The sequence below is a fragment of the Gallibacterium faecale genome (assembly GCF_027920745.1).
In the GTDB taxonomy this organism is placed as follows: Bacteria; Pseudomonadota; Gammaproteobacteria; order Enterobacterales; family Pasteurellaceae; genus Gallibacterium; species Gallibacterium faecale.
This window is the reverse complement of the sequence record NZ_JAQIBB010000082.1, coordinates 1-16,328: the sequence shown is the minus strand read 5'-3', so window position 1 is coordinate 16,328 and position 16,328 is coordinate 1. Positions and strand designations below refer to the sequence as shown.

16 protein-coding genes are annotated in these 16,328 nt (G+C 36.6%); 6 read left to right on the top strand and 10 right to left on the bottom strand.

Translation table 11 applies throughout. The features are described from left to right. From PF272_RS09460 to grcA, 10 genes are all read right to left on the bottom strand, one after another. On the bottom strand, positions 1 to 714 hold a 714-nt coding region (locus PF272_RS09460; RefSeq protein ID WP_271142559.1), incomplete at its 3' end, for a PI-PLC domain-containing protein. Positions 715 to 717: 3 nt separating this feature from the next. Further along, positions 718 to 1,611, bottom strand: coding sequence for an MFS transporter (locus PF272_RS09455; RefSeq protein WP_333781497.1), 894 nt, complete (start codon positions 1,609 to 1,611; stop codon positions 718 to 720). Between the two features lie 62 nt (positions 1,612 to 1,673). Beyond that, positions 1,674 to 2,072 carry a hypothetical protein gene (locus tag PF272_RS09450; protein WP_271142557.1) on the bottom strand — a complete coding sequence of 133 codons (399 nt, stop codon included), beginning with the start codon at positions 2,070 to 2,072 and terminating at the stop codon, positions 1,674 to 1,676. A gap of 643 nt (positions 2,073 to 2,715) precedes the next feature. Beyond that, positions 2,716 to 4,452, bottom strand: coding sequence for a heme ABC transporter ATP-binding protein/permease CydC (gene cydC, locus PF272_RS09445; protein ID WP_271142556.1), 1,737 nt, complete (start codon positions 4,450 to 4,452; stop codon positions 2,716 to 2,718). A gap of 10 nt (positions 4,453 to 4,462) precedes the next feature. Next, a complete protein-coding gene (gene cydD, locus PF272_RS09440) occupies positions 4,463 to 6,217 on the bottom strand; it encodes a heme ABC transporter permease/ATP-binding protein CydD (protein ID WP_271142555.1) in 1,755 nt (584 codons plus the stop codon). A 70-nt stretch (positions 6,218 to 6,287) separates the two neighbouring features. Then, on the bottom strand, positions 6,288 to 7,247 hold the full coding sequence (gene trxB, locus PF272_RS09435; RefSeq protein ID WP_271142554.1) for a thioredoxin-disulfide reductase: 960 nt from the start codon (positions 7,245 to 7,247) through the stop codon (positions 6,288 to 6,290). A gap of 41 nt (positions 7,248 to 7,288) precedes the next feature. Next, on the bottom strand, positions 7,289 to 8,137 hold the full coding sequence (locus PF272_RS09430) for a co-chaperone YbbN (RefSeq protein ID WP_271142553.1): 849 nt from the start codon (positions 8,135 to 8,137) through the stop codon (positions 7,289 to 7,291). Positions 8,138 to 8,373: 236 nt separating this feature from the next. Continuing rightward, the gene (locus tag PF272_RS09425; protein WP_271142552.1) at positions 8,374 to 8,676 is read right to left on the bottom strand and encodes a transferrin-binding protein-like solute binding protein; all 303 of its coding nucleotides are present in this window, start codon (positions 8,674 to 8,676) and stop codon (positions 8,374 to 8,376) included. Beyond that, positions 8,651 to 9,814, bottom strand: coding sequence for a hypothetical protein (locus PF272_RS09420; RefSeq protein ID WP_271142551.1), 1,164 nt, complete (start codon positions 9,812 to 9,814; stop codon positions 8,651 to 8,653). The genes PF272_RS09425 and PF272_RS09420 overlap by 26 nt, the downstream gene beginning before the upstream one ends. 223 nt (positions 9,815 to 10,037) lie before the next feature. Further along, the gene (grcA, locus tag PF272_RS09415; protein ID WP_065237123.1) at positions 10,038 to 10,421 is read right to left on the bottom strand and encodes an autonomous glycyl radical cofactor GrcA; all 384 of its coding nucleotides are present in this window, start codon (positions 10,419 to 10,421) and stop codon (positions 10,038 to 10,040) included. A 294-nt stretch (positions 10,422 to 10,715) separates the two neighbouring features. On the opposite strand from grcA, the gene ung reads away from it, so the two are divergent. From ung to PF272_RS09385, 6 genes are all read left to right on the top strand, one after another. After that, positions 10,716 to 11,384 carry a uracil-DNA glycosylase gene (gene ung / locus PF272_RS09410; protein ID WP_065234830.1) on the top strand — a complete coding sequence of 223 codons (669 nt, stop codon included), beginning with the start codon at positions 10,716 to 10,718 and terminating at the stop codon, positions 11,382 to 11,384. A gap of 12 nt (positions 11,385 to 11,396) precedes the next feature. Beyond that, the gene (yaaA, locus tag PF272_RS09405; protein WP_271142550.1) at positions 11,397 to 12,176 is read left to right on the top strand and encodes a peroxide stress protein YaaA; all 780 of its coding nucleotides are present in this window, start codon (positions 11,397 to 11,399) and stop codon (positions 12,174 to 12,176) included. Continuing rightward, positions 12,169 to 12,741 (top strand): hypothetical protein, encoded by a 573-nt coding sequence (locus tag PF272_RS09400; protein WP_271142549.1) that lies wholly within the window; start codon positions 12,169 to 12,171, stop codon positions 12,739 to 12,741. The genes yaaA and PF272_RS09400 overlap by 8 nt, the downstream gene beginning before the upstream one ends. Continuing rightward, positions 12,731 to 13,636: a cation diffusion facilitator family transporter gene (locus tag PF272_RS09395; protein ID WP_271142548.1), complete on the top strand. Its 906-nt coding sequence runs from the start codon at positions 12,731 to 12,733 to the stop codon at positions 13,634 to 13,636. The genes PF272_RS09400 and PF272_RS09395 overlap by 11 nt, the downstream gene beginning before the upstream one ends. Positions 13,637 to 13,757: 121 nt before the next feature. Beyond that, a complete protein-coding gene (gene pfkA / locus PF272_RS09390) occupies positions 13,758 to 14,723 on the top strand; it encodes a 6-phosphofructokinase (protein WP_065234826.1) in 966 nt (321 codons plus the stop codon). 213 nt (positions 14,724 to 14,936) lie between these two features. Next, positions 14,937 to 16,271 (top strand): NAD(P)/FAD-dependent oxidoreductase, encoded by a 1,335-nt coding sequence (locus PF272_RS09385; RefSeq protein WP_271142547.1) that lies wholly within the window; start codon positions 14,937 to 14,939, stop codon positions 16,269 to 16,271. The last annotated feature ends 57 nt before the right edge of the window (positions 16,272 to 16,328 follow it).

Below are 16,328 nucleotides of genomic sequence, written 5' to 3'. Positions count from 1 at the left end.
TATATTTAATATTTTCGCATACGCATCTGGATAACCTAGCTCACCATTAGTCGCACTAATGTGATTAAGATATAACTTTTCTTTGATCTCCCTAGACTGAATGACATTCTGTTTAATTTGCCCAAATTTATCATTCAACATAGGACCATCCCAATTATCTTGTAATGTAATCCATTTATTTTCGTGCCATGGTAATGCCCATTGTCGCTGTTGATACCAATGTGATTTGAATTGTGGAGGTGAACACTCAAAAGCGACTAACTTCCCTGCTACTTGCGCAATACTCGGAAATACAAACTCTTGTTCTTCCGTTTGCCAATGATAAAACGAAGATTGATAACGACTTAATTTATCGTGTAGCGCCATTTGGTATTGCATAAAATCATCTTTAGCTTCATTTGCATTTTGAATACGTACAAAAATAAACTCTGATGGATGTTGAGATAAAAACGCTAACAATGTATCAAAAATCATCTCTGCACTAATCTCACTCACCCATTCTCGATGCGCTGCCACCATCTCTTTACGTAACCGCAAATCTAGAAATCTTACTCCACATTGCAGTTGTTCTAATAATGTTAATGTCTGCGTTTTATAGTAACGTTGCTGACATGAAGCAGTCATAGTGTCATGTGTACCAGGAATAAATAATCTATTTATCTGTGTTTCTGGTTGGCATTCAGCCAACCAATCTGATAATGAAAATGTTTGCATATTTTATCCATTCTTTTGTTTTAGTTTTATCATTGTATGCGACATTAAAGCAGCAATAAGAGCTAAAACCGCCAAACCTATAAATGCAAAAGCAAGGATATGTGTATCTGTTAAAAACTGCATCGTAATATTTCCTGCACTATCTTTCTCTGGCGAAGTCACTAAACTACCTAATACAGCAGGTGCAATTAATGCTGGAAAATAACCTACAGTAATCGCAAATGACATTGCTGATGAAGAGTGTTTTTTAGGCACATTAAACTCTCCAATCGGTGCATAATAAACACCTCGAATCATAAAAATAATGGCTGAACATAACAACATTAAAACTACTAACACCCAAAACATAGAAGAAGAAATTAGATCTGACGGTGGGGAATCAGGTGCATAAGATTGGACTTCTGGGTGATTACTGAAGAAGATAAGAGCAATAATACTTAAAACTATCGCTAATAAAACTTCAAATGTCCTCATAAAATGCATAGTAGATTTAAAGACTTTTTCAACTAAAATTGTAGAAACTAATGGCAACATCCTTAATGCTATTACTGTAGTAGCAAATACAGCTGCAACAACTGCTGTTGTGCCATATCCAGCCTGTAAATAACGTGCAAAATATGTACCTGCCGCAATAAAAGAGCCATAAATACAAAATACATTAATTCCAACTAACCAAACAATAGGCAATTTAGCTACATGTCCAACACCTTTAATTGCTTCAAGTGTTGAAGATACGCTCGTATCATTATCACCTACTTTTTGATCCTTAGGAACGGCAAAGTAAACTACTAGCCCCGTTACAATAATCAAGATACAACTCGTTGCCATCATCGTATGTGCAGAAAGTTTCATTGCTAACATAACAGTCCATAATAAAGATACTAAAAATGCTAACAATCCTCGTCCAAATTCAAAGAAACCAAATACTGCACCTTGATGTTCAGCAGTAGTTGAAACCCTCAGTGCTTTAAAATTGCAGGCTTAAATAATACTTCACTAAAAAACAGCATCGAAAAGAAACAAGCCAACAGGACAGGCATACTTAATCCAGGAGAATTTAAAGTGAGAAACAATGAAATTGAGCCAACACCAATTGTAGAAATCAGCATAATATTACGAATAGAAAAACGATCACCTACCCATCCTAACGCAATTGTTCCTACTATGATAACTAAACCTTGCATTGAATATAATTGACCAGCTTGAGCATCTGTTACTCCTAAAGCAGCGGGGAAACCACCTGGAACACTATTACGAATATCCCAAAATGCATAAATTAATTGTGCATTAACTGTAATAAGAATAATTTGAAAAAAGATGAGTGGGGTTAAACCATATTTATTAAGAAATGTTTTCATTTTATTGCCTCTTGTAGTGGTAGACTAATAAGGACTGCTAATTTAGTGGATCACTACAAATAAGGCTCGCGAGATCTGTCTGCTAAGTGGAGTTGGGGTGAACAGTTTAGCTTTTTTCATACTAAGTTCCTTATAAGATGGATTCATATTAAACAGTAAGGTGTTTACACTATAGATACAAAATATAGTCGTTTAATTTCAAAATAATACGGCGTTACTTCGCATCAAAGTATTATTTATACTGTCTTCGGCTTGTTGACTTGTCTTATTTTGAACTTAACCGACTAGAGTTTATTTCTGCCTATAAGGAAAAAGTACTGCATAACCTGTTTTCTCCAAGGCGAGGGGAATAACTTGCGATTATGTATAAATATAGCAAACGATTGCTATTTTAGCATTGATAACCAGATTAAACAATAAATCCATGGCGATGATCAGAAGACGTTATTTACTTGTTTAACCATTATCAGCTTAATTAATTTTTGCAAATCCCTTAGGAAATATTAACTACGCCAAACTGAGTCTGTATTTGATGTATAGCTATTTAACTTCAACATAAGGCTGTGTAACCATTATGATTTTGAGATCAACTAACTATCATTTCTGATGACGTTGTATATATCAATATCTTACTCTGATTGAGCTAATAAGAAATCCGATTAACCAATTTAAATAGCAATGAATCCGCTGTTTGTGATAACTGCATAAAATCACCTTGCTCAACCACTTGAGCATTATCCATCACGATCACCTGATCAAACTGCTCTAATCCTGTTAGGCGATGTGTGACCATAATTAATGTTTTCTGTTGGCAATGTACTAATAATAGCGCTAATACTTGGCGTTCTGTTTCACGATCTAACCCTTCGGTTGGTTCATCTAATAAAATAATCGGAGCAGACGATAATAACACTCGCGCAATACCTAAGCGCCGTTGTTCACCACCAGATAAAGTGCGACCACCATCACCTAACCACGTATCTAAACCTTGTTCTTGGGAAAGCAAATAACCTAATCCTACTTGGTGTAGTAAATCAGCAAGCTGTTGATCCGTCGCTTGTGGATTTGCTAAACACAAATTCTCACGTAATGTATCGCTGAAAATATGCACTCGCTGCGTTAATAAAATGATCTGTTGTCGTAAGCTTTCTTCGCAATACTGATCAATAGGCTGCCCTGCGAGTAAAATTTCCCCTTGCGTTGGCATATAGTTACGAATCAATAACTGTAATAAGGTGGATTTCCCACTGCCTGTTTTACCTAAAATAGCAATTTTTTGCCCTGCAGTAACAGCAAAACTCACATCAGTTAAAGCTACTTCTGCTCTGTCAGGGTAATTAAACTCTAGATGTTTGAGGGAAAGCAACGGTTGAGAATCTACTGCTACCGTTTTCAATGTACCATTAAATGTTACTAATGGCTGTTGCGAGATAATATCGGTTACGCGTTCAGCGGAAGCAATGACCTGCCCTAAATGCAGAAATGCCGCTCCGATTGGCATTAAAATTTCAAATGAGGCTAATGCCGAAAAAGTCACTAACGCAATCAATGCCAATTTAAAATCCCCAGCCCCCATTGGCGTTGCAGCGGCTAACCACAAGGTAATCACCACAATCACACCATTGGCAAACAATAATATGGCGCTCGATAACCCCGCTAATTGGGCTTCTCGTTGTTGATTTCGCAACCATTGCTGTTCGGTTTGTTGTAACCGTTGTTGCAATGCTTCGCCTGCATTAAATAATAGTAGCTCTGCTTGAGCTTGGATATATTCGATAAATTGAATACGGTATTTCGCACGACTTGCGGTTAATGCCGCACCAAAGTGTTGTCCTAACCGATAAAAAATAGTCGGGATCACCAGTAATAACGCCAATAAACTGCCAGCCACAAACAAAGCAATCTGCAAGTTAAGAAAACTTAAGCCAATCCCAATAAAAATAATCATCCCAACGGCACTGACAAATGGGGCAAATAGACGCAAATACAATGTATCTAAGGTATCCACATCCGCCACTAAACGATTTAACAACTCACTATTACGATAGCGGCTTAATACCGCAGGGCTTAATGGAATAATCTTTGTAAACACCGTAACACGTAACTTTGCCAAAATCTCAAAGGTGACATCATGAGTCACTACTTTTTCAAAATAACGTGCGACAGTTCTACCAATAGCTAATCCCCTTACCCCTGATGATGGGTAGAAAAAGTTAAATAAAATTGACACGCCTGCAATCGCTGCTGCTGCTAAAAACCAACCTGATAAAGTTAATAGACCAATGCTCGCAGCTAAACCAGTCAGCATTAAAATGATCCCTAATGCCAAACGTAATGGCGTATGTTTAAACATTGCGAAAAACGGAAATAATGAACGCATTGAATTATCCTTAGCTAACTGCGGTTTCACGTTGTGCCAATAATTCAGCAAAATAGCCTTGACCCTGTAATTCACTGAATCTACCTTGCTGCACAATCTCACCTGATTGCATCACTAAAATTCGATCAGATTGCTTTAAATCTTCGATACGATGAGTAATCATCAAGGTTGTTTTGCCTTGACTAAGCTGCTGCAAACTGGCTAAAACTTGATTTTCTGAACGGGCATCTAAACTGGCGGTAGGTTCATCTAATAGCAGTAATGGCGATCCTGTTTTTAATAAAGCCCGTGCCACTGCCAAACGTTGTGCTTGTCCTACTGACACCCCTAAGCCACCATCTTGTAATTCTTTATCTAACAATGGTGCAAGTTCTGCAACATACGCTTGTTGCAATGCGACGATAAGCTGTTGATCTGTTGCTTCACGATTAGCTAAACGGAGATTTTCTCGAATAGTACCTTGTAATAAAAATGGATTTTGCCCAACCCAAGCAAGTTTATTGCGCCAAGCGGTTAAATTAAGTGAACGTAACTCTACCCCATTCACTAATAAACTGCCTTGATAAGGTAAAAAACCTAATAATACATTCATTAACGAAGTTTTGCCTGCACCACTTTGCCCAACTAAAGCCACATTTTCCCCTGCCTTAATTTGAAACGTCAGCGGTTGCGTTAAGGCTGTACCTGTTGGTGAAAGCACGACCAACTGTTCTGCTTGCAAGCTAATTTCGTCCGCGTCTAATCTCATCTCACCTTGCTGTGCAATTAAGAAATCTTGTTGCAAAAACGCTTCTATCGTGTCTGCTGCACCCACTGCGGCGGCTTTATCGTGATAATAAGTACCTAAGTCACGCACTGGTTGATAAAACTCTGGTGCTAAAATTAAACAGAAAAAGCCTGAAAACAGGGTAACACCTGTACTATATCCACCAAAATTAATTTGCCCCAAATAGCTAAACCCAAAATAAACCGCAGTTAAAGCAATCGAAATTGAAGTAAAAAACTCTAATACAGAAGAAGAAAGGAAGGCAATTTTTAACACATCCATCGTAGTTTCACGAAAATCTTCACTCCGTTCCTCAATTTGCTCTGTTTGTTGTTTAGTACGATTAAAAATGCGTAGGTTTTCTAGCCCTCTTAAGCGATCTAAAAACTGCCCACTCAAACGGGCTAAGGTCGTAATATTACGTTGATTTGCTTCAGCAGCCTTAATTCCCACTAATGCCATAAATAATGGAATTAAAGGCGCAGTAATTAATAAGATTAGCCCTGCTGCCCAGTTAATTGGGAAGATCGCAATTAATAAAATCAGCGGTGCTACCCCTGATAAATATTGTTGAGGTAAATAGCGAGCATAAAAATTATGCAAATTTTCTACTTGCTCTAAGGCTAACGTTGCCCAACTTCCCACAGGACGATAAGCCAATGTTGCTGGCCCAACTTGCTGCAATTTTTGCATAATTTGCTGGCGTAAATGCTGACGCAACACGCGACCACTATAAAAGCCGATCTTTTCTCGGGCATACAACAATCCGGCTCTTACGGCAAAAATTATTGGCAATGTAATAAAAAGAGGAATTAATTGTTCACGTGGCACCTGTTCAATAATCAGATCATTTAATAATGATGCTAATAACCATGTTTGCACAACCAATAATAGTGTTGAACAAGTTGCAAACAGAAGATTTAATTTAAGTGGTTTCTTGATAATTTTACTTTGCTGTTTAAGCCAAGTTTGAAGCTGTTTCTGGCGTGCTTTTTCCATATCCTGCCATGCTTGTAAAAATACAATAAAATCCCCTCACTAGTGAGGGGAATGAATTCAAAAAAAGGTGTTATTTTTGTGCGTCTAATGCATCAAGGTAACGTTCTGCATCTAAGGCCGCCATACACCCAGTACCTGCTGAGGTAATTGCTTGGCGATAATGTTGATCCATAACATCTCCAGCAGCAAATACGCCCGATACCGAAGTCGCAGTTGCATTCCCTTGTAAACCAGATTTCACCACAATATAACCATTATTGAGCTCTAATTGACCTGCAAAAATATCGGTATTTGGTGCGTGTCCAATTGCAATAAATACACCTTCTACTTCAACCTTTTCTTGTGCATCAGACTGTGTATCTTGTAATTGTAGATGGGTAACGCCCATATTATCACCACAGACTTCAGCTAAAGTACGATTGGTATGTAGCACAATCTTGCCTTCTTCGACCTTTTTCATTAAACGATCTAAAAGAATTTTTTCACTGCGGAAGCTATCACGACGATGGATAAGATGCACAGTAGAGGCAATATTAGCCAGATATAATGCTTCTTCAACCGCTGTATTTCCGCCGCCAATTACGGCAACAGGTTTATTACGATAGAAAAAGCCATCACAGGTTGCACAAGCAGATACACCACGACCTTTATAAGCCTCTTCTGAAGGTAAGCCTAAATATTTTGCGGATGCACCAGTGGCAATAATTAACGCATCACAGGTAAAAGTTTGGCTATCCCCATAAAGGGTAAATGGACGTTGTGATAGATCAACTTTATTAATATGATCAAAGATAATTTCTGCTTCAAATTTTTCTGCATGTTCTAACATCCGTTGCATTAATTCAGGCCCCGTTGTTTCGCCTGCATCACCCGGCCAATTCTCAATTTCATTGGTAGTTGTTAATTGTCCACCTTGCTGTAAACCAGTTACTAAAACGGGTTTTAAATTCGCACGTGCAGCATAAATTGCCGCGGTATAACCTGCTGGACCTGATCCTAAAATTAATAATTTACTGTGTTTTGTTGTCATATATTGAATCCTAACTTAATAATTGATCTTTGTTGCGACACTTAATACAAGAGGGAATATACCAGACGGCGATACTTATTGGTTAAAGGATCGCTATTCCCCATTGCTGCCAAAATAGCTAAATATTGACGTTTTACTTCGCCATCTTCTGCACCAAGATCCTTACGCAAAATAGCTAATAATAGCTCTAGCGCTTCTTCATTGCGGTTCGCTTGATGTAATTGTACAGCTAATTTAATCGCAATTTCTGGCGTTGGCTGACGTTGATAATCTTGCTGTAATTGTTGAATCTCTGGTGTATCCGCTGCCTGAATCAACAGCTCGATTTGAGCTTGTAATCCTTGCCAACGGCTATCACGATCTTGCAGTGGGATTTGTTTCAGAATTTCTTGTGCAGGTTCTATTTTTTTCATTGCGATATAGGTTTCAGCGTAAAGCAAGGCAACATCACTATTTTTCTTATCTGAAACTTCCCATGCTTCCTTTAACAGCGGTAACGCCTGTTCGTAATTTTCCACTGCCAAATAATCTAACGCCTGATTAAACTTAATTTCATCTTCTTTCGGTAAAATTACCGCTAAACGTTGTTGTAATTCTGGTTCAGGCAATACACCGTGGAAGCCATCTATCGGTGCGCCATCTTTAAATAGATAAGTGGTCGGTAATGCTTGGATACGGAATTGTGCCGCAATCATTTGTTCAGTTTCACAATTCACTTTCGCTAAAATAAATTGATTTGGGTATTGGGTTGTTAAACGTTCTAATGTACTCACAAAACCATTTGAAGCATTATCAGTTGCAGCATAAAACACAAAAACTAATGGCTGCGTTTTTCCCATATCTAATACTTCAGCCAAATTTTGTGTATTTACCTCAATAATTTGTTGCATATACCATCCTTATTCTTCTGCAAAACTTGGGCAATTTTAACAAAACTACGGTTGCTTTGCAGTAAGTAAAAAATATGTCATTTTAAAAATAGTGAACTCAATTTGATACCAGAGTTTATTTATTCACAAAACAAATACGCCGCTATAAAAGCGGCGTATTGTTATTATAGCTAGACCTCGTCTAGCTATAATAAAAAAACTAAATGGAAGAATGGTTCTTCCATTTAGCTTAGTTATTAATTTGTTTCTTTTTCTGCTACGAAAACACTTTTTGAATTATCTATATTAATAATTTCTCCTGCTAATTGATGGGCATCTTTGCCCATAAAAATACCATTATATTCACCAGTTATTGAAGGAGAAGATGCTTCTGTGATTTTTCCATTAAAAACAATTCTTTCTCCTTCTGCTTTAATTATACCTTCTTCTAAAGTAGAGCCTTTATTAAACATATAATAATAGTCATAACCAATTTGGCCTTTGATAGTTTTCTTATTAAAGTCAACATTTAATTCAATATCTGGGCTTGTTGTATCCAATACCCAATACTTTTCCTTTGTATATGGCATTCCCTGATAGTGTTTCAAGATTACTAGCTAATGTCGGTACTCCACCATAACTTAAGATACTATCATCTCGCATTTCTCTATATCCTAAATAAAACCAATTTCTTTGGCTTATTCCTGCGTCTTCTAGATTATAAGATTTTTGAGAAATACGAATTTGAACATTTTTTCCTTGGTTATCTACAAAATCTTTAATTTTCTCAACAAGTTTCACTTTTTGCATTTGATATTGTCCATCATTTTTATAGACTTTGTCGGTTCGGTAACCGTTTGCAGGTATATCTAAAGGTAAGAAAATAGCATCTTCATTTATTTTAGTATTAACGTCTTTGTGGAATAATTCACCAACAAATGATGACCTTTCTGCAATATAAGATTGACTATCTACACGGTTTAACTCATTTTTATCAGGCACTGCAGTAGAGAAATTTTTAAAGTCTTTAAATATTTCAGGTAAATTTTCATCTTCAACTGGAGGGGGTTCTAGAGGGGTATTGTGGTTCCAAAGTTGACTTTCCAGATCGCTAATACGACTATATAACTCACTAATTTGTCGATCTTTATCATTACTTGCCTCTATATGTGCTGTAAGAATATTTTCTTTTTCCCTGATAATATTCTCTTTTTCAATTAATGCTTTTTCTTTTTCTTGAATAAGTTTCTCTTTATTATCTGCTAGTTGACTTAGTTCATTTCTTTGTTGAATCAATTTCTCTTTTTGTTGTTTAAGCTCAGTAAGTTGGTCTTTTAACTTTTTCTGCTCTTCTTCTAAATAGGTTTTTTGAGTTTGTAATTCGGCAATTAACGCATTTAGTTGAGCATTATTGTCAGTTGGATTTGCGGTAAGTGTATTTAATTGTTTTTCAATTGTTTCAAGTCTGGTTTTTAATGTATTAAGCTGAGTAGTGTCTGTGGAAGAGTTGTTTGTAGAAGAATTTTGAGTGTTGGTTTCTTGGGGAACTTGATTAGAAGTTGTAATATCTTTTTCTGTTGTAGGTTTTTCTGCATTGGTCGTAGCTGGTTTTGTCCCACCACCAGAACTACCGCAAGCAACAATACCTAATGAAAGAAGTGTGATAAGTGCAATGGGTTTGAAAGGAAGTTTTTGCATATAAAGCTCCATTAAGATAACAATACAAGATATAAAAGCCCGTTAAACCTATTGTTTTGCTACCAAACTATTTTGGTAAGCAAAAACTTCCTTAGTTTAAAAAAAAAACAAGTGGTTAGCTTCAAAAAACTACAAAATTTGATAGTAGGAATAGTAACAGAAGAAAATTTTTGTAAAAAAAACGGCGATCCTTTTGATCGCCGTTTGATTAGGAAAAATAAGATTATAGGCTTTCAGTGAAAGTACGAGTAATTACATCGCGTTGTTGTTCTGGAGTTAAAGAGTTGAAACGAACTGCATAACCAGAAACACGGATAGTTAATTGTGGATATTTTTCTGGGTGTTTTACAGCGTCTTCTAAAGTTTCACGACGTAATACATTAACGTTTAAGTGTTGACCACCTTCAACTTTTACAGTTGGTGCAACGTCAACTGGTAATTCACGATATTCAATGTTGCCTAATTCGTTGATTGCAACGATTTGATCTTCAGCATAATCACCTTTTGCACATAAACAACGTGCTTCACCTTTCTCGTTATCTAATAACCAGAAAGAATTAATTAAATTGTCATTTGCTGCTTGTGTAATTTGAATACCTTTAATCATGATTGCCTCCAAAAGCATCTATTAATAACCTAATGAACTGGCCAAAATTTTATCAAAATATTTTATATTTTCAAATTAAATTACAATATTTTGGCTATCTCAATAATAAAAAGTTTTCCTTAGAATGGTTATTTTGATTTTAATCAAAAAATTATTAGGCTAAATAATTCGAGGTAGATTTATTTTTACGTTTTAATAATGAAATTGTAACAATCGGTGATGTAATTTTTATTTGTGATCTTAGAAAATGTTTTTTTATAATTTAGCGTCTTACACGATAACAAGGATAATGCCATGAGAACATGGAAAGAGATGATTGGGCATGAAAAAGCTGAACCTTATTTTCAGCAGATCTTGCAACAAGTCCAACATCAACGAGATTTAGGCAAGATTATTTACCCACCAAAGGCAGATGTATTTAATGCTTTTCGTTATACTGAATTTGATCAAGTTAAAGTCGTTATTTTAGGGCAAGATCCTTATCATGGGCCCAACCAAGCGCATGGATTGGCTTTTTCAGTGCGACCTAATGTGCCACCACCGCCTTCATTATTAAATATGTATAAAGAGTTAAGCCAAGATATTGAAGGGTTTCAAATTCCAAATCACGGCTATTTAGTGGATTGGGCAACACAAGGAGTACTGTTGTTGAACACAGTATTAACGGTTGAGCAAGGAAAAGCACATTCACACGCGAATTTCGGTTGGGAAACCTTTACAGATCACGTGATTGCGACGCTAAACCAACATACATCAGGTTTGGTTTTTTTGTTGTGGGGAAGTCATGCACAAAAGAAAGGACAGTTTATTGATCGACAAAAACATTGTGTATTAACTGCACCGCACCCATCGCCGTTATCCGCACATCGAGGTTTTTTTGGTTGTCACCATTTTTCACGAGCTAATCACTATTTAATCCAACAAGGAAAAACACCGATTGATTGGAAACTCGCCAATATTTAAAGAAGGAACACTATGTTAGCAATTATTTCACCAGCAAAAACGCTGGATTTTACTACGCCTGCACCAATAAATACGGTTACGCAGCCAAGTTTGACTGCGTATAGCGAACAGCTAATTCATCTTTGTCGTCAATTAACTCCAGCAGACATCGCCTCTTTAATGAAAATTAGTGATAAGTTGGCGGGATTAAATGCAGCCCGTTTTGCAGAATGGCAAGTAGAGCATAATCAAAATAATAGCAAAGCAGCAATTTATGCATTTAAAGGAGATGTTTATACTGGTTTAGATGCAGAGAGTTTATCAGCACTAGACATTGACTTTGCACAGACACATTTACGAATGTTATCAGGGTTATATGGTTTATTACGTCCTTTAGATTTAATGCAGCCGTATCGTTTGGAAATGGGAACTAAGTTGGCGAATCCGCATGGTAAGGATTTGTATCAATTTTGGGGAAATGTAATTACTGATCATCTACAACAAGCGATTGATCAACAAGGCGATAATCTATTGATTAACGCTGCATCAGATGAATATTTTAAAGCAGTGAACAGCGATCGTTTAAAAGCAACCATTGTGAAGCCAATTTTTATGGATTATAAAAATGGTCGGTATAAAATTATCAGCTTTTATGCGAAGAAAGCACGAGGTTTGTTTTGTCGTTATCTTGTACAAAATCAAGTGACTGAAGTCGAACAGCTCAAAGCATTTGATTTAGCAGGATATTGGTTTGATAAAACAGCTTCAACTGCAACAGAGTTAGTGTTTAAACGGGAGTTAAGTGATGATTAAACGTTTATCGTGGTTGGCGATTTTGTTCTTAACAGGATGTGTATCGCATCAAGTAAGCCAACATAAAATTGCTGTACCAACAAAATTAAGCTTTGCACAACAGCAGTATCAATTAACCAAAACAGATGACTTAGGAAGTGTGGTGAAATATACCTATCAATTAATTGATACCAATAGTGCAAAACATTCACATTTAGAGATTTTTCAAGATTTACAGCAAGATTTTGCAAAGACTGATCCAACTTATCTGCAACGTATTGCATTACGAGAAAAAATGTATTCTCGTTCAGACATTCAAGTATATAGCAATCAAGTAAAAGATAATCAGTTGTATAGTTATGTGGTTTATCCGCCAGCAGAACAATTTACTGATTATCAAGTTGATGTGGCAAAAGGTGAAAATTTGGCAGCGTGTGGATTTGTTCAAGTGCAATATAGTGAACAATTTGCGCCAGTAAAAAGCAGTACAATGGCAGTATTGAAAAAGTTAGAACAACAAAAAGCGAAACCGTTAGTGGCAGAAATGATGAAATACCCATTAACTTGGAGCTGTGATGAAAAATAATTATTCAATTTACGTAAAACGTGCAGCCTGTTTTGCCATTTTTACCGCCTTGTTTTTGGTATTAATTAAGGCAATCGCATGGTGGAAAACGGGCTCAGTCAGTATTTTAGCCGCTATTACAGATTCTTTATTAGATCTGTTAGCCTCTTTTACCAGTATGTTGATTTTACGTTTTGCCTTAATGCCAGCAGATGACAACCATTCATTTGGGCATGGTAAGGCAGAGTCGCTCGCTTCGTTAGCCCAAGGAATGTTTATTTGTGGTTCAGTTGTCTTCTTATTTCTTCAAGGCATACAACGTTTAAATTCTCCAGAGATTACAGATCATAATATTTGGGGGATTGCGGTGACTGTGATTTCAGTAGTAATGACGGGTATTTTGGTCGCTTTCCAAAAATATACAATCAAATTAACAGATAGCCCTGCAATTAAAGCGGATAGTCTGCATTACCAGACTGACTTATTTATGAATTTAGGCATTTTAGTGGCATTAGTGCTTAGTTATTATGGCTTTGTAATGGCTGATGCGATTTGCGCGTTAATTATTGCGGTGTATATTCTAGGGAATGCACTGAAAATGGTCGCGGAAGCCATTCAAATGTTACTAGATGTTGCTTTGCCAGATGAAGAAATTGAATTAATCAAAATGATCGCAAAACAGAATAAACACGTATTAGGGATTCATGATATTAAAACTCGCCGAGCGGGTGCGGTACGTTTTATTCAATTACATTTAGAATTAGAGGATCATTTACCATTAGTCGTCGCTCACGATATTACAGAAGAGTTGGAACAAGCCTTACTGAGAGCGTTTCCTCATTCTGATGTAATGATTCATCAAGAACCTACCTCAGTTGTTAAACAGGAAATGGCGGAACAACAAGCGAATTCCTGATTAGATCAAAAATTACGAAAGTAATCAAAAATTTCACTAGAGGATAGAGAGTGAATAGTGTAATCTTAGCGCGGTTTTGATTTATTTTTAGCTTTAAAATATTTCCGAATGAGGACGAATTATGATTAAGAAAATTGCCGTATTAACAAGTGGTGGCGATGCGCCAGGAATGAACGCTGCAATTCGTGGGGTTGTGCGTGCAACGTTATACGAAGGCTTAGAAGTGTATGGTATCTATGATGGTTACCAAGGACTTTATTTCAATAAAATTAAAAAATTAGAACGCTATCATGTATCTGATATTATCAACCGTGGCGGTACTTTCTTAGGTTCTGCGCGCTTCCCTGAGTTTAAAGATCCGGCAGTTCGTGCAAAATGTGTGGAGAACTTACGTTTTCACGGCATTGATGCATTAGTCGTAATTGGTGGGGACGGTTCCTATATGGGAGCAAAATTATTGACTGAAGAACATGATTTCCCATGTATTGGTTTACCAGGTACGATTGATAATGACGTAGCGGGAACAGATTATACGATTGGTTATCATACCGCATTAGAAACTGCGGTAGATGCGATTGACCGTTTACGTGATACCTCAAGTTCACACCAACGTATTTCCATTGTAGAAATTATGGGACGTTATTGTGGCGACTTAACCTTAGCAGCAGCTATTGCTGGTGGTTGTGAGTTTATCGTTGTGCCAGAACGCCCATTTGAACGTGAAGCACTGATTCGTAAAGTCGAGTATGGCATTGAAAAAGGAAAACGCCATGCAATTATTGCGATTACTGAACATATGTGTGATGTCAATGAATTAGCGAAAGAAATTGAAGAACGGGTAAAACACGAAACTCGTGCGACAGTATTAGGACATATTCAACGTGGTGGTGCACCTTGTGCATTTGACCGTATTCTTGCGTCAAGAATGGGAGTATATGCGGTTGAATTATTGTTACAAGGAGAGAAAGGTCGTTGTGTGGGTATCCAAAATGAGAAATTGGTTCACCACGATATTATCGATGCAATTCAAAATATGAAACGTACCTTTAAAGAAGATTGGTTCAATACTTCAAGAAAACTTTATTAATATTCAATAATTAATCTTCCTTGAATTGATGAACGCATACTGTCATTTGGCAGTATGCGTTTTTTTATGTTGCGTTATGTTGTTGTTTAAAAAATGTTATAACTAGTAGTATTAATAATTCATTTGATAATAATTTTTTTCTATTAAATAAATAAAATAAAGTGCGATATACTTTCACTAAAATTTTACAATTATCTTAATGGAGAAACATTTATGCAAAAAATCGTGATTGTTGGCGGTGGTGCTGGTGGACTTGAATTAGCGACCTTTCTTGGCCATAAATTAGGGCGTAAAAAGAAAGCAGAAGTGATTTTAGTCGATCGCAATCAGACTCACTTGTGGAAACCGCTATTACATGAAGTTGCGACAGGATCATTAGATGATGGTGTGGAAGCGGTAAGTTATCGTGCTCATGCAAGAAATCATGGTTTCCTATTCCAACAAGGCTATATTACAGCGCTCTCTCGGAATGAAAAGAATATCACTTTAGCCCCGATTCATGATGAACGAGGCAAATTATTAGTTGCTGAACGTAAGATTAATTATGATATTTTGGTATTAAGTATTGGCAGTAAGTCTAATGATTTCAATACAAAAGGTGTCAGTGAGAACTGTATTTTTCTAGACAGTCCTGACCAAGCACTGTATTTCCAAAAACGGATGATGCAACTCTTTTTAAAGTTTGCTGAGGATAATCTTGCCGCTGATGATGTTGTGGTATCTGAAAAAATTCAGTTAGTTGAACCAAATAAAATCAATATTGCGATTGTTGGTGCAGGGGCAACGGGAGTGGAACTTTCAGCAGAACTTTATAATGCGGCACAATATTTATCAGGTTATGGCTTTGGCAAAATTGATAATCGTTGTTTAAAAGTGACTTTAATTGAAGCAGGAAATAAAATTTTACCTGCATTATCGGATCGAATTATTAATTCAGCACACAAAGAGTTAGTAGCACTTGGTGTGGATGTTCGTACAAATACACGCATTATTGAAGCAACGACAAACAGTTTAAAAACACATGATGGTGAAGAGATCAAAGCAGATTTAATGGTTTGGGCAGCAGGAATTCGCGCTTCTGATGTGACTAAGCAATTTGATGGTTTAGAGATTAATCGTATCAATCAATTACAAGTGAAAGACACATTACAGACAACGCTTGATGATCATATTTTTGCGATTGGTGATTGTGCAGCGCTATTACAGAAAGATGGTAAACCTGTGCCTCCTCGTGCTCAAGCTGCACATCAAATGGCAACGACTTGTGGAAAAAATATTTTAGCCTTATTAGAAAATAAGCCTTTAAAAACATTTACTTATTATGATCATGGTTCATTAGTTTCACTATCCCGCTTTAGTACAGTGGGTAATTTAATGGGTAATTTGGTTAGAGGTTCAATGACGATTGAAGGACATATTGCTCACTTTATCTATGTTTCTTTATACCGAATGCATCAGGTCGCTTTGCATGGTTGCTTTAAAACAGCTTTATTTATGTTAGTGGGACGCTTAAACCGTTTTATTCGTCCATTAATGAAGTTACATTAGTTTTAAAATTAATTTTGAGAAGTGTGAAATCTGCCACACTATTGTGGCGGATTTTCT